General features: G+C 74.3%; 15 protein-coding genes. 5 read left to right on the top strand and 10 right to left on the bottom strand.

From position 1 onward, the window contains the following. Positions 1–19: 19 nt before the first annotated feature. The 3 genes from recA to DN069_RS15465 all read right to left on the bottom strand — a co-directional run bounded on the left by recA (position 20) and on the right by DN069_RS15465 (position 2814). The gene (gene recA, locus DN069_RS15455) at positions 20–1153 is read right to left on the bottom strand and encodes a recombinase RecA (protein ID WP_207892163.1); all 1134 of its coding nucleotides are present in this window, start codon (positions 1151–1153) and stop codon (positions 20–22) included. Between the two features lie 168 nt (positions 1154–1321). After that, positions 1322–1516: a DUF3046 domain-containing protein gene (locus tag DN069_RS15460; protein WP_111501562.1), complete on the bottom strand. Its 195-nt coding sequence runs from the start codon at positions 1514–1516 to the stop codon at positions 1322–1324. 29 nt (positions 1517–1545) lie between these two features. Further along, complete coding sequence (locus DN069_RS15465) at positions 1546–2814, bottom strand: PucR family transcriptional regulator (protein WP_111501563.1); 1269 nt, start codon at positions 2812–2814, stop codon at positions 1546–1548. A 140-nt stretch (positions 2815–2954) separates the two neighbouring features. Between DN069_RS15465 and DN069_RS15470 the strand changes: the two genes are divergently transcribed. Further along, positions 2955–4274, top strand: a complete 1320-nt coding sequence (locus tag DN069_RS15470; RefSeq protein WP_111501564.1) for an MFS transporter — start codon at positions 2955–2957, stop codon at positions 4272–4274. A gap of 37 nt (positions 4275–4311) precedes the next feature. Here the strand turns inward: DN069_RS15470 and DN069_RS15475 are convergent, their stop codons facing one another. The 4 genes from DN069_RS15475 to DN069_RS15490 all read right to left on the bottom strand — a co-directional run bounded on the left by DN069_RS15475 (position 4312) and on the right by DN069_RS15490 (position 7918). Continuing rightward, positions 4312–4623, bottom strand: coding sequence for an AzlD domain-containing protein (locus DN069_RS15475; protein WP_111501565.1), 312 nt, complete (start codon positions 4621–4623; stop codon positions 4312–4314). Beyond that, positions 4620–5414 (bottom strand): AzlC family ABC transporter permease, encoded by a 795-nt coding sequence (locus tag DN069_RS15480; RefSeq protein WP_111501566.1) that lies wholly within the window; start codon positions 5412–5414, stop codon positions 4620–4622. Before DN069_RS15480 ends, DN069_RS15475 begins: the two co-directional genes overlap by 4 nt. Next, entirely contained in the window at positions 5411–6262 is an 852-nt protein-coding gene (locus tag DN069_RS15485) for an AraC family transcriptional regulator (protein WP_111501567.1), read from the bottom strand. The genes DN069_RS15480 and DN069_RS15485 overlap by 4 nt, the downstream gene beginning before the upstream one ends. Before the next feature lie 90 nt (positions 6263–6352). Next, positions 6353–7918 (bottom strand): MFS transporter, encoded by a 1566-nt coding sequence (locus DN069_RS15490; RefSeq protein WP_243639269.1) that lies wholly within the window; start codon positions 7916–7918, stop codon positions 6353–6355. A 129-nt stretch (positions 7919–8047) separates the two neighbouring features. Between DN069_RS15490 and DN069_RS15495 the strand changes: the two genes are divergently transcribed. After that, a complete protein-coding gene (locus tag DN069_RS15495) occupies positions 8048–8689 on the top strand; it encodes a TetR/AcrR family transcriptional regulator (protein ID WP_165845511.1) in 642 nt (213 codons plus the stop codon). Positions 8690–8706: 17 nt separating this feature from the next. On the opposite strand, the gene DN069_RS15500 is transcribed toward DN069_RS15495, so the two are convergent. Then, positions 8707–10185, bottom strand: coding sequence for a S8 family peptidase (locus DN069_RS15500; protein WP_243639271.1), 1479 nt, complete (start codon positions 10183–10185; stop codon positions 8707–8709). Between the two features lie 290 nt (positions 10186–10475). On the opposite strand from DN069_RS15500, the gene DN069_RS15505 reads away from it, so the two are divergent. Together DN069_RS15505 and DN069_RS15510 are read left to right on the top strand one after the other, a co-directional pair. Continuing rightward, on the top strand, positions 10476–11210 hold the full coding sequence (locus tag DN069_RS15505) for a dienelactone hydrolase family protein (RefSeq protein WP_111501569.1): 735 nt from the start codon (positions 10476–10478) through the stop codon (positions 11208–11210). A gap of 61 nt (positions 11211–11271) precedes the next feature. Beyond that, positions 11272–15927: an ATP-dependent helicase gene (locus DN069_RS15510; RefSeq protein WP_111501570.1), complete on the top strand. Its 4656-nt coding sequence runs from the start codon at positions 11272–11274 to the stop codon at positions 15925–15927. Between the two features lie 55 nt (positions 15928–15982). On the opposite strand, the gene DN069_RS15515 is transcribed toward DN069_RS15510, so the two are convergent. Next, positions 15983–16936: a helix-turn-helix transcriptional regulator gene (locus DN069_RS15515; RefSeq protein WP_111501571.1), complete on the bottom strand. Its 954-nt coding sequence runs from the start codon at positions 16934–16936 to the stop codon at positions 15983–15985. 124 nt (positions 16937–17060) lie between these two features. On the opposite strand from DN069_RS15515, the gene DN069_RS15520 reads away from it, so the two are divergent. After that, entirely contained in the window at positions 17061–17894 is an 834-nt protein-coding gene (locus DN069_RS15520; RefSeq protein ID WP_111501592.1) for an NAD(P)H-binding protein, read from the top strand. Here DN069_RS15520 and DN069_RS15525 read toward each other — a convergent pair. Next, on the bottom strand, positions 17876–18127 hold the full coding sequence (locus DN069_RS15525) for a hypothetical protein (protein ID WP_111501572.1): 252 nt from the start codon (positions 18125–18127) through the stop codon (positions 17876–17878). The genes DN069_RS15520 and DN069_RS15525 overlap by 19 nt on opposite strands. Positions 18128–18177 lie beyond the last annotated feature (50 nt).

The following is an 18177-nucleotide window of genomic DNA, read 5'->3' on the forward strand; positions in this document are numbered from 1 at the left end:
CCGCTCCGAAGAGACCCGCTCAGGCCTTGGCCTCCGCCGGAACGGCCTCGGCGGCCTTGGCCTTGCTGCCGCGCGCGGCGGGCGTCTTGGCGGCCGGAGTGGCCGGCGCGGCCGGAGCCTCACCGACGGCCGGAGCGGCCTCGGCCGGGGTGTCCAGCTTCGGGCCCACGCCCAGCTTCTCCTTGATCTTCTTCTCGATCTCGTCGGCCAGATCCGGGTTGTCCCGCAGGAAGTTGCGGGCGTTCTCCTTGCCCTGGCCCAGCTGGTCGCCCTCGTAGGTGTACCAGGCGCCGGACTTGCGGATGAAGCCGTGCTCGACGCCCATGTCGATCAGGCCGCCCTCGCGGCTGATGCCCTGGCCGTAGATGATGTCGAACTCGGCCTGCTTGAACGGCGAGGCGACCTTGTTCTTGACGACCTTGACGCGGGTGCGGTTACCGACCGCGTCCGTGCCGTCCTTCAGCGTCTCGATCCGGCGGATGTCGAGACGGACCGAGGAGTAGAACTTGAGCGCGCGGCCACCCGTCGTCGTCTCCGGGGAGCCGAACATGACGCCGACCTTCTCACGCAGCTGGTTGATGAAGATCGCGGTGCACTTGGTCTGGCTCAGCGCACCGGTGATCTTGCGCAGCGCCTGGGACATCAGGCGGGCCTGGAGGCCGACGTGGGAGTCGCCCATCTCGCCCTCGATCTCGGCGCGCGGCACGAGCGCGGCGACGGAGTCGATGACGATGAGGTCGACGGCGCCGGAGCGGATCAGCATGTCCGTGATCTCCAGCGCCTGCTCACCGGTGTCCGGCTGGGAGACGAGCAGGGCGTCGGTGTCCACGCCGAGCTTCTTGGCGTAGTCCGGGTCGAGCGCGTGCTCGGCGTCGACGAACGCGACGATGCCGCCGGCCTTCTGCGCGTTGGCGACCGCGTGCAGGGTCAGCGTGGTCTTACCGCTGGACTCGGGGCCGTAGACCTCGACGACACGGCCGCGCGGCAGGCCGCCGACGCCGAGCGCCACGTCGAGGGCGATGGACCCGGTCGGGATCACCTCGATCGGGGCGCGGGCCTCGTCGCCGAGGCGCATGACGGAGCCCTTGCCGAACTGTCGCTCGATCTGTGCGAGGGCTGTCTCGAGGGCCCGGTCGCGGTCGTTCGCTGCCATGGGTGCCACCTTGGGGGTCTGTGCTGAACGCTTCATCACCGAAGACGCTAGCGCGCACCACTGACAATCGAGCCGCGTTGGCGCCAAGCCTGTGGATAACGTGCCACAATCCAGTATAGGGAACGCACGTTCGAATATCCGAGCGCCTCGCCGTTTCTCCTCACCTCTTCAGCGGCGGGACTCCGGCACGCCCATGGAGACGCAGACCGCGCGCCAGACGTCCTTGGCCTCCCAGCCGGCGGCCAGGGCCTGCTGGACGGTGCGACCGCCCAGCTCGGTCATCACGTGGTCGGTCGCGAAGCTCTCCGCGTAGCTCTCGCCGAAGTGGGCGTACATCCTCTTCCAGAACTCGGTCAGGCGCATGCGGCCAGTATCGCGCCCGGGGACGACACTCAGGCGGGGCCGCCGAGCTCGCGGAGGGTGAGCGCGGTGAGCGTGAGGGCGTAGCCGCGCGGAGCGGTGACGTCGACGCCGATCAGCTCCCCCACCCGGGCCAGGCGGTTGTCCACGGTGTTCGGGTGCAGGCCGAGCTCGCGCGCGGTGGCCCGGCGGTCCTGCTGCTGGGCGAGGTAGGCGCGCAGCGTGGCCAGCAGCTCCGGCCGGTCCGCCAGCGGATCCAGCAGCCCGGCGAGCGCGCCGCTCGCCTCGCCCCCGCGCGAGAGGTGGTACTCCAGCAGTACGTCGTCGAGTCGGTAGAGCCCGGGCGCGCGGCCCAGCGCGCGGACGAGCCGCAGCACCTCGCCGGCCGTACGACCGGCCGCCGCGATGCCCGCGGCGTCCGCCGCCGGCGTCGCGGCGAGCCAGACCTCGGCCCCGCAGATCCGGCTCAGCCGCGCCGGGAGGTCCGCGGGGACCTGGGCGACCGAGACCCCACCGGGGCCGAACACTTCGGCGGGCACCAGCGCGTGACCGCCCTCGGGTTCGGCGACGACGAGCACCTCGGCGCCGAAGGCCCGTTCCAGCACGGTCTGCACGCGGCGCAGCCGTCGCCCGAGCGCGACGGCGGGTGAGGTTTCGGCGTTCGCCGCCCGCGCCGTTCCCCCCGGCGCGTCCGACGCGCGGATGGAGTCGAGTCCGAAGGCGAGGACGAGCGCGCCCCGGCCGAGCCCGGCCTCCTCCAGGCGGCCCGGCAGGACCGGGTATCCGGCCAGCAGGGCGCGGGCGAGGGTGCGGCGCTGTTCACGCCGCTCCGCGAGCAGCGCGGACTGCTCGGTCTGGTAGGTCTCGGCGATCGCGCCGACCTGCGGGGCCGAGCTGCCCAGCAGCAGGTCGGCGAGCTCCGCCAGCGCGGGCTCCTCCCCCGGCCTCGCCTCCTCCCGCAGCGCCCGGAACAGGGCGTGGCGACCGACCAGGTGGGTGCGGAGCAGCAGGTGCAACGGCCAGCCCTCCTCGGCGCGTTGGGCCGCGCGCTCACGGAAGGGCCGGAACTCCTCGCTCCGGCCGGGACGCCCCTCCCGCACGACGGTGAAGAAGAGGCGCAGTCCGTAGCGGACCGTGGCGGCCATCTCGGTGTGCTTCATGTCCTCGGGCAGACCGTCGTAGCCGGAGAGGACGGCGAAGTCGTCGCGGGTGATCTGCCGGGCGAGCTCGTTGACCCGGCCCTCGCAGCGCGCGGCCAGAGCCCGCGCCCGCGCGGAGAGCGGGGACACGTCCACGGTCATCCGTACACCTCCGAGCAGCTGTGACGCATCACAGTACGCGGCGGGCCCAGGTGTGACGAGGTCCGTTGTCGCCGTCATCGGGGCCGGGGCACGCTCACAACCGGACAGACGCCTGACAAGCACCGCCTGGAGGTTGGCTCGTGACCACCGTGACGTCGCCCGGACGCGGGAAGGAGCGGGCCGGTCGGGCCGCCGGCTGGCGGGCGACCTGGCTGCTGCTGGCGTTCATGCTGGTCAACTTCGCGGACAAGACCGTGCTCGGGCTCGCCGCGACGCCGATGATGCACGATCTGGGCATCACCCACGCCCAGTACGGCCGCGCGGCGGCGGCCTTCTTCGCGCTGTTCAGCGTCGCCGCGTTCAGCGTCTCCGCGCTCACCCGGCGGGTCAGTACGACGGTGCTGCTGCTGGTGCTGGCCCTGCTCTGGTCCGCCGCGCAACTGCCGATGCTGCTCGGCGCGGCCGGGTTCGGGACCCTGCTGGTGACCCGCGTGGTGCTGGGGGCGGCCGAGGGCCCCGCCTTCCCGGTCGCCACGCACAGCCTCTACACCTGGTTCCCCGACCGGGAGCGGGGCCTGCCCACGGCGGTGCTCAGCCTGGGCTCCGCGGCGGGAGTGGCGCTCGCCGCGCCGCTGCTCACCGTGGTGATCAACGGGGCGGGCTGGCGCTGGGCCTTCGGTGCGGTCGGGCTCGCGGGCCTGGTCTGGGCCCTGGTGTGGCTGCGCCTGGGACGCGAGGGCCCCGAGCCGATCCGCGCCCCTGCCCGGGATCGCGACGAGGCGGCCGGCCGAGCCACCAGCGACGGCCCGGCCCAGCCGCTTCGACGGATCCTGCTGACGGGCACCTGGATCGCCTGCGCGCTCGGCAGCTTCGCCTCCTACTGGCAGACCACCTCCGCGCTGACCTGGGGCGCCGACTACCTGCGCACGGTCGGCGGACTGACGACCACCCAGACCGGCCTGGTCGCCATGGGCACCGGCCTCAGCTCCGCGCTGGCGATCCTGGCCTTCGGGGTGCTCTCCCAGCGGGCCCGCCGCCGGGGCGGCACCCTCGGTGGCGTCGCCCGGTGGACCGGGGTCGCGATGGTCCTCGCCGGGATCTCGGGCGCGGTCTTCGCGCTGACCGGCTCGGTCCCGTTGAAGATCGCGCTGGCGGTCGGGCCGAGCGTGCTCGCCACCGTGATGCTGGTGTTCGGCCAGACCGCCGTCGCACGGATCGCCCCGCCGGAGCGCCGCGGGACTCTGCTGGGCGCGACGGCGTTCGTCTACTCCCTCGCGGGCGTCCTCTCCCCGCTGGTCATCGGCTCGCTGACGACCGGCAGCCGCCTGTCCGCGGGCTACCGCGACGGCTACCTGCTCACCGCCGCGCTGGTCGGCGTCACGGGCGTCCTCGTCGCGCTCACGGTCCGCCCCGAACGCGACGCCGACCGACTGGGCATCCCCACACCGCAGGACGCCTGACGCCGCTGCCGCCCCGCGACCGACCGACCGACCGCGGTCAGGCGAGCGCCCGGACCAGGGCGGTGACCGCCACCGCGACCACCACCACGACCAGGAACGGCGCGCGGCGCCACACCGCGACACCGGCCGCGGCCAGCCCGGCCGCGCGGGCGTCGACGACCAGTCCGTGCGTGCCCTGCCCGAAGGTCTGCAGCGCCGTCAGCGCGGCGAGCAGCGCGATCGGCGCGAGCGTCGCGAAGCGACGGACCACGGGCCGGTCCAGCAGTCCGGTCGGGACGGAGAGGCCCAGCAGCTTGAGGCCGTAGCAGCCCGCGGCCGTGCCGAGGATCGCCCACCAGGTCGCGTTCATCGCTCGTCCTCCTGCCTCTCGCCGCCCGTCCTGACCTCGGTCGGGGCCTCGCTCTTCACCCGGCGCGCGCTGATCAGCAGCACCGCCGGAACCGCGGCGAGCGCGATCAGCACCGGCACGCCGGCCGGGACCAGCGGCACCGCCGCCATCGCGAGCACCGCGCCGAGCAGCGCGGTCGCCCGCTCCGCGCCGCCCTCGCGCAGGCGCGGGGCCAGCAGCGCGAGGAAGACGGCCGGGCCCGCCACGTCCAGCCCGTACCGCGAGGGGTCACCGAGGGCGTCGGCGCCCAGCGCGCCCGCGAACGTGGTGGCGTTCCAGATCAGGTAGAGGCTGATCCCGGTGGCGAAGAAGCCGAGCCGGGTCGACCGCCGGCCGGGCTGGACCAGCGCGACGGCCGTGGTCTCGTCGATCACCAGTTGGGCCGCGAGCGGCCGCAGCCGGAACGGCAGTTGCAGCCGCTCGGCGAGCCGCAGTCCGTAGAAGGAGTTCCGCACGCCCAGGAAGAGCGCGCCGATGACGGCGGCGAACGGCACCGCGCCCGCCGCGAGCGCGCCGACCAGCGCGAACTGGCTGGCGCCGGTGAAAACCAGCAGGCTGAGCGCGCAGGTCTGCCACACCGTCAGGTGCGCCGCGGTCCCGGCCGCGCCGAAGGCGATCCCGGAGACGCCGACCGCCACGCCGACGCCGAGCGAGTCCCGGATCACCGCGCGGTCGGAGCGCGCGCCCGCGGCGGGCGGGGGCGCGGCGGTGGTGGGTGCGGGTGGATCGGAAAGTGCCGTCATGCGGCTCATGCTGCCGGGGTCGGCCCGCCGGAATCTTGTACGTTCTTGCGCGCCCGCCGGTAGGCGCCCGGCGGAACGCCGACGATCCTGCGGAAGTGACGGGTCAGGTGCGCCTGGTCGACGAAACCGACGGCCACGGCGGCGTCCGCGGGCGTCACCCCCGCGTCCAGCAGGGTGCGCGCGGTCCGCACGCGGTACTGCGTCAGCCAGGCGTGCGGCGGCAGACCGTAGGCGTCACGGAAGGCCCGCAGCAGCGGGAACGGCCCCGCACCGACCGTCGCCGCGAGCTCCTCCAGCCCGGGCGGCTCGTCCAGCCGCGCCGCCAGCAGGTCGCGGGCGGCGCGGGCGGCGTCCCGGCCCGCGCGGGGCGCGGTCCGCGTCAGCCGCTGCGAGGAGTGCAGGCGCAGCGCGCGGGCGAGCGCGAGCCGGAGGAAGGTGCCGGCGGCGAGCCCCTGGTTCTGCTCAGCGGCCTGGTGGGTCTGCAGCACCAGCCGGACGAGCTCGTCGTCGTCGACGACGGCCGAGCCGAAGCCCGGCGACCCCGGCAGCACCCCCAACTCGGCGGCGACGGCGGCGATGTGGTCGACGCTCGGGTACAGCACCTGGTAGCTCCACCCGCCCGGCACTCCAGCGTGCCCGGTGTGCACCCGGTCCGGCTCGACCAGCGCGACGCTGCCCGCGGGCGCGACCTCCAGGCCGCCGCGGTAGTGGAACGCCTCCACTCCGTCGGTGATCGCGGCGAGCACGTAGCCGTCGTGGGTGTGCTTGCCGAAGGTGTGGTGCACGTAGTGCGCCCGCAGCAGGTCCACGCCGGGCATGGCGGGATGCTGCCAGTAGTGCGCGCGCTCTTCACCCATGACCCCAGCCTCCCTCGGGGGCAGCGTGCCACGCACCTGGGGGCCGACGACGGTACGTCCACCATGCAGAACCTCAGGGGCCGCCGGGCGTCAGTGTCCGGTGGTCGCGCTCTCGTGGAGGTCGCGGCGGCGGATCGTGGCGAAGGCGATCACCGCGGCGACGGCCGCGACCGCCGCGCCGAGGGTGAGGACGTCGGTGAGGCCGTGGACGAAGGCCGTGCGCGCCGCCTCGGCGACCTGGGCGCGCAGGGAGCCCGCGCTGCGGGCTACCTGGTCGCCCGCGCCCGCGGCGACCGCGGCCCGCGCGCTGTCCGGGAGGCCGGGGACGGCGGCCGCGAACGCGTCGCCGACGCGGTGCTGGAAGAGCGCGCCGAAACCCGCGATACCGATCGCGATGCCGACCTGCTGGAAGGTCTCCCCGATGCCCGCGGCCATACCAGCCCGGGCCGGCTCGGCGACGCCGATGGAGATCGACGCGCGGGGCGGGTTGAACATGCCCATCCCGGCGCCGGTCAGCAGCATGCTGGGCAGCATCGCGGTCCAGCCGCTGTGCACGTCGATCAGCCGCATCGCCAGCAGGCCGCCCGCCATCAGCGCCATCGCGGTGCCGACCAGCAGCCGCGGCGGGAGCGCGACGGTGAGGCTGCCGGTGACCGCCGCGACGACGAACAGCATCAGCGTCAGCGGGAGGAAGCGCAGGCCCGCCTGCCACGGTGTCGCGCCGAGCACGTTCTGGACGTAGGAGACCTCCAGGAAGATCGCCGCCATGCCGGCGGCGTTCCCGAGCAGCGTGGCTGCGGAGATCCCGTTGAAGGTGCGGTTGCGGAAGAGCGCGAGGTCGAGCATCCCGGCGGCGCCGAGCCTGCGCTCGACCAGCAGGAAGGCCACGAGCAGCAGCGCGCAGCCGGCGAAGAGGGAGACGATCAGCGGGCTGGTCCAGCCCTCCGCCTCGCCGCGCAGGAAACCGAGGACCAGCGCACCGAGGGCGACGGAGAAGAGGGACAGGCCGGTCCAGTCGACGCCGTGGGCTGCCGACTGACGGGACTCCCGGATCCGCAGCGCGCTCAGCACGATGGCGACGACGCCGATCGGCACGTTCACCAGGAAGATCCAGCGCCAGCCGACGCCGCTGGTCAGCGCGCCGCCGATGAGCGGGCCGAAGGCGATCGCCAGACCGGAGACGCCGCCGAAGACGCCGAAGGCCATCGCGCGGTCCTTGCCGCGGAACTCGTGGCCCAGCAGCGCCGGACCGACGGCGAAGAGCACGGCGGCGCCGACGCCCTGCAGGCCGCGGGCGAGGTTCAGGGTGAGCACGTTCGTCGCCGCGCCGCACAGCAGGGAGGCGGCGGTGAAGACGGCGAACCCGGCGATGAAGACGCGCTTGCGACCGAGACGGTCGGCCAGCGAGCCGCCGGTGAGCAGGAAGGCGGCGAGGGTGAGGGCGTAGGCGTCCAGCACCCACTGCAGGCCGGAGAAGTCGGCGTGCAGCGCGTTGCGCAGGTCGGGCAGCGCGACGTTCACCACGGTGAGGTCGAGCATCAGCATGAAGGTGGCGATCGAGACGATCGCGAGCGTCCAGGCGCGGCCGGGCGCACGGGCGGCGACCGGGGCTTCCGGTTCGGCGGTCGCGCCGACGGTGTCGACGGTTGTGGACATGGGTGTCCCCCTGAAGCGATGGAAGGCATGGCGGTGACAGAGAAGGAATGCGAGTCTTTGCTCGCATATCCTGATCCAGAGATTACGAGTGATTGCTCGCATTCGTCAACGAGCCCTACCATCGGCAGGGTGACCGCCGAAACCGCAGAGAACGCCGAGACCGCCGCCGACCGCCCGCGCAAGCGCCAGGCCCGCGGGGAGCGCCGGATCGCCCAGCTCCTGGAGGCGGCCGGGAAGGTCTTCGCGGAGTCCGGCTACGCGGCCACGACGACGAACGCGATCGCCGCGCGGGCGGGCGTCTCCCCCGGCTCGCTGTACCAGTACTTTCCGAACAAGGACGCGATCGCCGCGGCGCTCGCGGAGTTCTACGCGGACAGCCTCGACACGCTGCTGGCGCCGTTCGCCGTGGTGGACCCGGCGGCCGTCACCCTGGAAGAGGCACTCGGCTCCTCACTCGGACCGCTCGTCGCCTTCCACCGCGAGAACCCGGCCTGCCTCGTCCTCTTCGTCGGTGGGCACACACCCGGTCACGTGATGGACCTTCAGGCGCCACTGATGGCGCGCACGCACGCCCGGATCCAGGCCCTGCTCGCCCTCTACGCGCCCGAACTCCCGCCCGCCCGACTGGAATGGGGCGCGGCCGTGACCCTCGCCGCCTACAAGGGCGTACTCCCCCTGGTGGTGGAGGCGGACGAGGAGCAGGTCCCGGAGCTGACCCGCGAGCTCCGGGACCTGCTCCTCGGCTACTTCGAGCGGTTGCTGCGCCCGTAGGTCGCCCGGGGGCCGGATCAGCGCACGTCGGCCAGGCCGTAGCCGTAGTACGCACCGCCGGGGCAGTCCTTCTTGCCCGGGTCCCGCGCGGGGCAGCCGAGCGGAACCGCCTGCTGCTCCAGCAGGTGCACCAGCGCCGCGCCGCGGACGTCCGGGTGCCGTGCCGCCTCGACCGCCGCGACGCCGCTGACCGTCGCGGCCGCCATCGAGGTCCCGGCCAGGGCCGCGTAGCGGTCACCGGGCCAGTCCGAGACCACCGCCTGCGCGACGCCGCCGTCCGGGTCGCCGCCGGGCGCGGCCAGCGCGATCTGGCCGGAGCCCCAGTTGGAGTACGAGGCCAGGCTCCCGTCCGCGACCAGCGCGCTGACGTTCACCACGCCCGGCAGCCCGCCGGGCAGGCGGATGCACTCCGCCCCCAGGTGGCGCACCGGCGCGTTCACGCCGTCCGCACGGTCGTTGGGGCTGCGGTCGTCGATCCGCGGGCCGGCCAGGTCCTGCCCGTCGTTACCCGCGGAGGCCACTACCACGGCGCCCTTGTCCTGCGCGTACTTCACGGCCCGGCCGACCGCCGCGACGACGGCCGCCTGGTCGGGGTTCTCGGGGCAGTTGTACTTCCACGGGTCGGCGAAGTAGCTGTCGTTGATCACGGACGCGCCGTGGTCCGCCGCCCACAGGAAACCGCAGACGATGTTCTCGCCGTAGTACTGCCCGGCCTCGCCGAGCAGCCGCACCGCGGCTATCCGCGCCCCCGGCGCCACGCCGACCACGCCGGTGCCCGGACGGTCCGCCGCGATGATGCCGCTGACGTGCGTGCCGTGGCCGCTCTCGCCGAGATTGGGGTCCGGCCGCCAGGCGCCCATACGGGGGTCCGGAGTCCCGCTGGCGCAGGACGCGGACCGGGTCGGGTCGACGGCGGCCCGCAGATCCGGGTGGGTGTCGTCGACACCGGAGTCCAGCACGGCGACGACCACGTTCTTCAGCGCACCGGCCTCCTGCCCTGACGGTGGACCGCTCTCGCCCACCATCTGCTGGTTCCACTGGGTCCGGCCCTGCGGATCGGCAGCCAGTGGCACGTCGTCGCCCGGCGCGAGGTCGCCGCTGCGCTGGGACGTCACGGCGGCCGGCTGCGCCTGGGCGCCGCCGTAGGGCCTGCCCGCGCTCGGGTCGGGCACGGGCGCGGTCCGGCTCGCACCGGCCGCGACGATCCCCGGGTGCGCGCGCACCCGGGCGCCGAAGTCCGCGGCGGACGCGTACGCGAGCACGACGCCGATCTGCGGGTACTCCTGACCGACCATGCCCTGCTCGGCCCGGATCACCTGGTCCGCGGCGGTGACGCCGGCGGCGTCCGCGCGGTCCGCAACGACGAGGTAGGCGAGGTAGAGACGGCCGGTGCCGCCGACATAGGGCACCGCGCCACCGAGCAGCAGGGTCACCAACGCGAGCACGACGGCGCACCGCGCCGTCGCCGATCGCAGGCCCTTCGCGACACGCGCCACCAGGCCTCCAGAGGTCGGGGCGCGCGACCGCGCCCTGGGCGAGGGATATTCCGACGATATGTACGGCTCATCCCGTTTCGCCCGTCGAGCTCCGCCGAAGGGGGCTGACGCGTGGCAAAAACCTGTTGGTGGGCCTCGGCGGCCGGTGCTAACTTTCCGGAGGCCGTGCGACAGAACGAGGAGGTGGTACCCGTGAACGCAGTCACGACATGGGTGCTCCCCTCCGGGGTCACGGTCGGGCGATAGGTCGTCCGGGAGCGCCGACACGCGCACTCCCGAAAGGCACGACCATGGAATTCACCTCCGAGCTGCGCCTCGACGACAACGTCCTCGAGCGCGAGTTCACCCTCGCCCGGCCCGGCGACCCGATCCCCGGCACCCTGTGGACGCCACCCGGAACCGCACCCGCGCCGCTGATCCTGATGGCCCACAACAACGGCCTGTCCAGGCGGCAACCCCGCCTGGTGGCCCGGGCCCGGAAGACCGCGGCGTTCGGCTACGCCGTGGCCACCATCGACACCGCCGAGTGCGGCGACCGCCCCCGTACCGCCGCCGCCGAACAGGTCCTCGCCGAGCTGCGCCGGGCGATGCAGGCCGGCGAGCCGGTCGACGAGATCTTCGAGTCCCTCGTCGGCCCGCTGGTCGCACAGGCGGTCCCGGAGTGGCGGACCACGCTGGACGCCCTCCTCGCCCTGCCCGGGATCGTCGGCCCGGTCGGGTTCTCGGGCTGGACCGCCGTCGGCATCCGGCTGGCGGTCGTCGAGCCCCGCATCGCGGCCGTCGGCTTCTTCGCCGGGGGCTACGTACCCCGCGCCCAGCGCGACGAGGCCCGGCAGGTCACCGTCCCGCTGCGGCTGCTGCTGCAGTGGGACGACGAGGGCAACCCGCGGCAGGCGGGACTGGACCTGTTCGACGCCTTCGGCAGCAAGGAGAAGACGCTGCACGCCAACATGGGCGGGCACGTCGGCACCCCGGCGTTCGAGATCGACGAGGGCGACCGGTTCTTCGCCCGGCACCTGAAGTAGGGCCGCGCCGGATCACGCCGGCACGCCCCCTCTTGTCAGTCCCGCGGTGCACGATGGGCGCATGGCACGCGCACAGGCCCGGACGTCCGCCCTCGAGAGCTTCGCCGCGCCCACGCGGGCGTGGTTCGAGGGGGCGTTTCCCGCGCCCACCGGGGCGCAGGAGGGGGCGTGGCAGGCGATCGGCGCGGGGAGCGACGTGCTGGTGGTCGCGCCCACGGGCTCGGGCAAGACGCTGGCCGCGTTCCTCTCCGCCCTGGACGGGCTCGCGTCGACGCCCCCGCCCGCCGAGGCCAAGAAGCGCTGCCGGGTGCTCTACGTCTCGCCGCTCAAGGCCCTCGCGGTCGACGTCCAGCGCAACCTCCGCGCACCGCTCACCGGGCTGCGGCAGGCCGCCACCCGCCTGGGGCTGCCGGAGCCGGCGATCGAGGTGGCGATCAGGTCCGGCGACACCCCGCCGGCCGAGCGGCGCCGCTTCAACACCCACCCGCCGGACATCCTGATCACCACGCCCGAGTCGCTCTTCCTGCTGCTCACCTCCACCGCGCGCGAGGCCCTGCGCGGCGTCGAGACGGTGATCCTCGACGAGGTCCACGCCGTCGCCGGGACCAAGCGCGGCGCGCACCTGGCGCTCTCGCTCGAGCGCCTCGACGAGCTGCTGCCGCAGCCCGCGCGCCGGATCGGGCTGTCCGCCACCGTCCGGCCGGTCGAGGAGGTCGCCCGCTTCCTCTCCCCCAGCCGGAAGGTGACGATCGTCCAGCCGCCCTCGGAGAAGCAGTTCGACCTCTCCGTCGTCGTCCCGGTCGAGGATCTCGGCGAGCTCTCCGGCGGGCGCGGCACGCACGGCACCCCGGAGGAGGATCCGCAGCAGGCCGCGTCCATCTGGCCGCACGTCGAGGAGAAGATCACCGACCTCGTCCAGGCGCACCGCTCGACGATCGTCTTCGCCAACTCCCGTCGGCTCGCCGAGCGCCTGTGCAACCGGCTCAACGAGATCGCCGTCGAGCGCGCCGAGGGTCAGGCGCTGCCCGCCGCGCACGCGCCCGCGCAGCTGATGGCGCAGGCGGGCGCGAACAAGGCCGCCCCGGCGGTGCTGGCCCGCGCCCACCACGGCTCGGTCTCGAAGGAGCAGCGCGCCGAGGTCGAGGAGCAGCTGAAGTCCGGGCGGCTGCCGGCCGTCGTGGCCACCTCCAGCCTGGAGCTGGGCATCGACATGGGCGCGGTCGACCTCGTCGTGCAGGTCGAGTCGCCGCCGTCGGTCGCCTCGGGGCTGCAGCGCGTCGGTCGCGCCGGCCACCAGGTCGGCGCGGTGTCGACGGGCGTCGTCTTCCCCAAGTACCGGGGGGATCTGGTCCAGTCCGCCGTCGTGACGGAGCGGATGCGCGCCGGGCAGATCGAGGCGCTGCGCGTCCCGCGCAACCCGCTGGACGTGCTCGCGCAGCAGCTGGTCGCGATGACCGCCATGGACGACTGGGACGTGGACGAGCTGCTGGCGCTCGTCCAGCGCGCCGCGCCCTTCGCCTCGCTGCCGCGTTCGGCGTACGAGGGCGTGCTGGACATGCTCGCCGGGCGCTACCCGTCCGACGCCTTCGCCGAGCTGCGGCCGCGCATCGTCTGGGACCGGGTCGTGAACACCGTCACCGGACGTCCCGGCGCGCAGCGGCTCGCCGTCACCTCCGGCGGGACGATCCCCGACCGCGGGCTCTTCGGCGTCTTCCTGGCCGGCTCCGACCCGAAGAAGGGCGGCGGACGCGTCGGGGAGCTCGACGAGGAGATGGTCTACGAGTCCCGCGTCGGCGACGTCTTCACCCTCGGCACCAGCTCCTGGCGGATCGAGGACATCACCCACGACAAGGTGCTCGTCTCCCCCGCGCCCGGCGTCCCCGGCAAGCTGCCGTTCTGGCACGGCGACGCGCTCGGCCGCCCGCTGGAGCTCGGGCGCGCGGTCGGCGGGTTCCTGCGCGAGCTCGCCGCGCTCCCGGAGGACAAGGCCACGGCGCGCCTCGCCGCCGCGGGCCTCGACGCGTGGGCGGCGGGCAACCTCCTCGCCTACCTCGCCGAGCAGCGCCAGGCCACCGGCCATCTCCCCGACGACCGCACCATCGTGGTCGAGCGCTTCCGCGACGAGCTCGGCGACTGGCGGATCGCCGTCCACTCCCCCTTCGGCGCCCAGGTCCACGCACCCTGGGCGCTGGCGCTCGCGGCCCGCCTGAGCGAGCGTCACGGATTGGACGCCCAGGTCATGCACGCCGACGACGGCATCGTGCTGCGCCTGCCGGACGCGGACCTGCTGGACTTTCCAGATCTTGAACAAGCACAGCCTGAGGCACCCCTGAAGTCCGGCGCGGCCGACGAGGCGCCCGTGGGCGCCGAGGCCGTCGTCTTCGACGCGACGACCGTCGAACAGACCGTCACCGACCAGGTGGGCGGCTCGGCCCTGTTCGCCTCGCGCTTCCGCGAGTGCGCGGCGCGCGCGCTGCTGCTGCCGCGCCGGAACCCGGGCCGTCGCACGCCGCTGTGGCAGCAGCGGCAGCGGGCCTCCCAGCTGCTCTCCGTCGCGGCCGAGTTCGGCTCCTTCCCGATCGTGCTGGAGGCCGTCCGCGAGTGCCTCCAGGACGTCTTCGACGTCCCCGGGCTGGTCGAGCTGATGCGGGACATCGAGTCCCGCCGGGTCCGCATCGTCGAGGTGACCACCCCGGAGCCCTCGCCGTTCGCCCGCTCGCTGCTCTTCGGTTACGTCGCCCAGTTCCTCTACGAGGGCGACTCGCCACTCGCCGAACGCCGCGCCTCCGCGCTCGCGCTGGACTCCCGCCTGCTGGCGGAGCTGCTCGGCCAGGCCGAGCTGCGCGAACTGCTGGACGAGAACGTGCTCGTCGAGCTGGAGGCGGAGCTGCAACGCCTCACCCCGGACCGGAGGATCAAGGACGCCGAGGCCGTCGCCGACGCGCTGCGCCTGCTCGGCCCGCTCACCGACGCCGAGCTCGCCGAGCGCGGCGCGGAGCCGGCGTGGGCGCGTGAGCTGCAGGCGGCGCGGCGTGTGATCGACGTCCGCGTCGCCGGCGAGCAGCGCTGGGCCGCGATCGAGGACGCGGGCCGCCTGCGCGACGCGCTCGGCACCCCCCTGCCGATCGGCGTGCCGGAGGCTTTCACCGAGCCGGTCAAGGACCCACTCGGCGACCTGTTGGCCCGTCACGCCCGCACCCACGGCCCGTTCACCGCCGCCGACGCCGCCGCCCGGCTCGGTCTCGGCCCGGCCGTCGTCCTCGGCACGCTGCAGCGGCTGGCCGCGACGGGCCGCGTCGTGCAGGGCGAGTTCCGTCCCGGCGGCTCCGGCACGGAGTGGTGCGACGCCGAGGTGCTGCGCCGGCTGCGCCGCCGCTCGCTCGCCGCACTGCGGCACGAGGTCGAGCCGGTGCCGCCACGGGCTCTGGCCGCGTTCCTGCCGCAGTGGCAGCACGTCGGCGGTGGTAACCGCCTGCGCGGCGTGGACGGCCTGCTGCGCGCCGTCGAACAGCTCCAGGGCACGCCCGTGCCGGCGTCGGCGCTGGAGCGGCTGATCCTGCCCTCCCGCGTCGCCGACTACAGCCCCGCGATGCTGGACGAGCTCACCTCGCAGGGCGAGGTCTTCTGGGCCGGCGCGGGCGCGCTCCCCGGCAAGGACGGCTGGATCGCCCTGCATCCGGCGGACGCCGCCCCGCTGCTGCTGCCGGAGGCGCTCCCGCTGGAGCTCACCCCACTGCACTACGCCGTCCTGGCCGCGCTCGCGCCCGGCTACGGGCTCTTCTTCCGGCAGCTCGTCGACGAGGTCGCCCGGCAGCTGCCCGGCACGGAGACACCGCACCAGGAGGTGGCCACCGCGCTGTGGGACCTGGCCTGGTCGGGCCGGATCACCAACGACACCCTCGCCCCGCTCCGCGCCCTGCTCGGCTCCGGCCGCACGCCCGGCGCGACCGCGCACCGCGCGCCGCGCGCGACCCCGCGCGCCCGCTACGGCATGGCGCGGCCCGTGCCGCGCGTCCCCCAGCTCCCGACCACCGCGGGCCGCTGGTCGCTGCTGCCGGCCGCCGTCACGGATCCCACGCAGCGGGCCCATGCGCTGGCGCAGACCCTGCTGGACCGTCATGGCGTCGTCACCCGCGGCGCGGTCCAGGCCGAGCGGGCGCCGGGCGGCTTCGCCGGCGTCTACCGGGTCCTGTCCGCGTTCGAGGACACCGGCCGCACCCGCCGCGGCTACGTCGTGGACGGCCTCGGTGCGGCCCAGTTCGCCACCGACGGCGCGATCGACCGCCTGCGCGCGGTGAACACCACGCTGGAACGCCGCGCGGAGGGCGGCGAGGAACCCCCGCAGGCCGTGGTCCTCGCGGCGGCCGACCCGGCGAACGCCTACGGCGCGGCGCTGGGGTGGCCGGAACCACCGGGCGGAGGCGGCGCCTCCGCCCACAAGCCCGGCCGCAAGGCCGGTGCGCTGGTCGCCCTCGTCGACGGCGAGCTGGTCGCCTACGTCGAACGCGGCGGCAAGACGCTCCTCACGTGGGCCACGGACGACACCCGCCTCCGCCACGCCGCGACGGCGCTCGTCCGTGCGGTGCACGAGGGCGCGCTGCGGGACCTGGTGGTCGAACGCATCAACGGCGAACCCGCCTTGAACTCGGCACTGAGCCCGACCCTGGAGGCGGCGGGCTTCGTCCCAACCCCGAGGGGGCTTCGCGTTCGGGGCTAAGTCGCCCTGTCCCGGGGCGCGAGGCTCTGCTGATGTGCGGCTCCGCCGCATCAGCTCAGCTCGCGCCCCGGGCACTTGCCCTGCCGAGCCGCTCAGCCAGCTCCGCCACGTGCCGCTTCAGCTCCGGCGGGTCCAGGACCTCGAAGTCCACGCCCTTCAGCGCCACGAAGACCGCCAGCTCGTCCAGCGACGACGCCCCCGCGTGGAACAGGCAGGTGTCAGGGCCCTCCGCCTCCAGCCGGCCCGCCGTGGGCGACGTGCGGTCCGAGAGGCTCGCCGCCGAGGCGAAGTAGCGGATGGTCGCCCGGAAGCGGTACGGGCTGGACGTCAGTGCGTCACCCACGTACGCGTTCAGGTCGACGGCCGGAGCCGGCCGAGGCGTGAAGCGGGGGCCCGGTTGGAGGGAGCCGTCGACGCGGTCGACGCGGAACGTGCGCCAGTCGTCGCGGTCGAGGTCGAAGGCGAGGAGGTACCAGCGGCGGCCGGTGGGGACCAGACGGTACGGCTCGACCCGACGCGTAGCGCCCTGGTACCGGAAGCGGACACCCTCACGCGCTCGGCATGCCGTCGCCAGCGCGGCCAGCAGCTCGGGGGCGACGCTGGGTCCGGCGGGAGCCGTCAGCGGCTGCACCGCCGCCTGGATGGCGCTGACGCGGTGGCGGAGCCGCGCGGGGAGCATCTGCTCCAGCTTGGTGAGCGCCCGCAGCACGCTCTCCTCGTTGCCGGTGACGCAGCCCGCCGCGGAGGCGCGCAGGCCGACCGCGACGGCGACCGCCTCGTCGTCGTCCAGGAGCAGCGGCGGCAGCGCCGCGCCGACGCCCAGCCGGTAGCCGCCGGCCGTGCCGGTCGCGGATTCGACGGGGTAGCCGAGATCCCGCAGCCGGTCGACGTCGCGGCGGACGGTGCGCGTGGTCACGCCCAGCCGCGAGGCCAGTTCTCCGCCCGGCCAGTCGGGCCTGGACTGGAGCAGGGAGAGCAGCCGCAGCAGCCGCGCCGAGGTCTCCAGCACCAGTCCGAAATCCCTTCGCTCCGCCGGTCCGTTGAGGACCGAACCTGTCCGCAAGGGCTCCTAGTGTCTCTCCCATGGCCCGCGGCAGGCGGGCGAATCCACAGATCTGCGAATGGGGAACGCGATGATTCTGGTCACCGGAGCCACGGGGAACGTCGGCCGCAACGTGCTGCAGCAGCTGGTCGAGCAGGGCCACGCCGTCCGCGCGCTGAGCCGGGCCCCGCAGGACGCCGCCTGGCCGGCCGAGGCGGAGGTCGTCGCCGGGGACCTCGCGGACCCGGCGTCGCTGGAGCGGGCGCTCGCCGGTGCCGAGACGGTGTTCCTGTTCGCCGTGCCGGGCGCGACGGCCGGCTTCGCGGCGGCGGCCGAGAAGGCCGGAGTCCGCAAGGTCGTGCTGCTCTCCTCCGGCGCCGTCGACGACGACGCCGAGGCGCAGGGCGACCTGATCGCCGCCTACCACCACGAGGCGGAGCAGGCGCTGCGCGGCTCCTCGCTGGAGTGGACCTTCCTGCGACCGCAGGTCTTCGCCGCGAACACGCTGATGTGGGCGGGGCAGACCAAGGCCGGGGACGTGGTGCGGGGCGCCTACGCGGACGCCGCCTCCGCGCCCGTCCACGAGGCGGACATCGCCGCCGTCGCCGTGGCCGTGCTGACCCAGGACGGGCACGGCGGACAGGTCTACCGGCTGACGGGACCGGAGTCACTGACCCACGCCGACCAGGCGCGGATCATGGGCGAGGCGCTGGGTCGCCCGCTGAGCTACCAGGAGCTGCCCGAGGTGGCCGTTCGGCAGGCGCTGAGCGCGCACGTACCGGGGCCGATCCTGGACGCGATGCTGTCGCTGTGGGCCGACTCCGTCGGCCGTCCGGTGCCGACGACGGCGGACGTCGAGAAGGTGACCGGCCGACCGGCCCGCAGCTTCCACTCCTGGGTGCTGGATCACGCGTCGGCGTTCTGAAGCTCCTCGTCGAGGACGGGCTCGCCCCCGGCCGCGTGGCGATCCCGCCGCGCGGCCCACGGGCGTGCGTGGACGGGCACCAGGCTCAGGTTCCATCCGCCCGCGAAGAGCAGGCCGACCCCGGCCGCTTCCCGGCCTGTCAGCAGCCCGGTCAGCAGCAGCACCCACGCGACGGCGCTGAGCACCGCACACAGGGCCCAGACGAGCGGCCTGCGCCGGGGTATCGACAGCATCGATCTCCTCCCGGGGACACAAGAGGGCCGGATCAGCGAGGAACAGCAAG

It is taken from the genome of Streptacidiphilus pinicola (assembly GCF_003258295.1).
GTDB lineage: Bacteria > Actinomycetota > Actinomycetes > Streptomycetales > Streptomycetaceae > Streptacidiphilus > Streptacidiphilus pinicola.

Excerpts from the sequence above, each read along its gene's own strand:
- recA (WP_207892163.1), bottom strand. The coding sequence starts at position 1,153 with ATGGCAGCGAACGACCGCGACCGGGCCCTCGAGACAGCCCTCGCACAG.
- DN069_RS15460 (WP_111501562.1), bottom strand. The coding sequence starts at position 1,516 with ATGCGCCTGACCGAGTTCTGGAAGAGGATGTACGCCCACTTCGGCGAG.
- DN069_RS15465 (WP_111501563.1), bottom strand. The coding sequence starts at position 2,814 with ATGACCGTGGACGTGTCCCCGCTCTCCGCGCGGGCGCGGGCTCTGGCC.
- DN069_RS15475 (WP_111501565.1), bottom strand. The coding sequence starts at position 4,623 with ATGAACGCGACCTGGTGGGCGATCCTCGGCACGGCCGCGGGCTGCTAC.
- DN069_RS15480 (WP_111501566.1), bottom strand. The coding sequence starts at position 5,414 with ATGAGCCGCATGACGGCACTTTCCGATCCACCCGCACCCACCACCGCC.
- DN069_RS15485 (WP_111501567.1), bottom strand. The coding sequence starts at position 6,262 with ATGGGTGAAGAGCGCGCGCACTACTGGCAGCATCCCGCCATGCCCGGC.
- DN069_RS15490 (WP_243639269.1), bottom strand. The coding sequence starts at position 7,918 with ATGTCCACAACCGTCGACACCGTCGGCGCGACCGCCGAACCGGAAGCC.
- DN069_RS15505 (WP_111501569.1), top strand. The coding sequence starts at position 10,476 with ATGGAATTCACCTCCGAGCTGCGCCTCGACGACAACGTCCTCGAGCGC.
- DN069_RS15510 (WP_111501570.1), top strand. The coding sequence starts at position 11,272 with ATGGCACGCGCACAGGCCCGGACGTCCGCCCTCGAGAGCTTCGCCGCG.
- DN069_RS15520 (WP_111501592.1), top strand. The coding sequence starts at position 17,061 with ATGATTCTGGTCACCGGAGCCACGGGGAACGTCGGCCGCAACGTGCTG.
- DN069_RS15525 (WP_111501572.1), bottom strand. The coding sequence starts at position 18,127 with ATGCTGTCGATACCCCGGCGCAGGCCGCTCGTCTGGGCCCTGTGTGCG.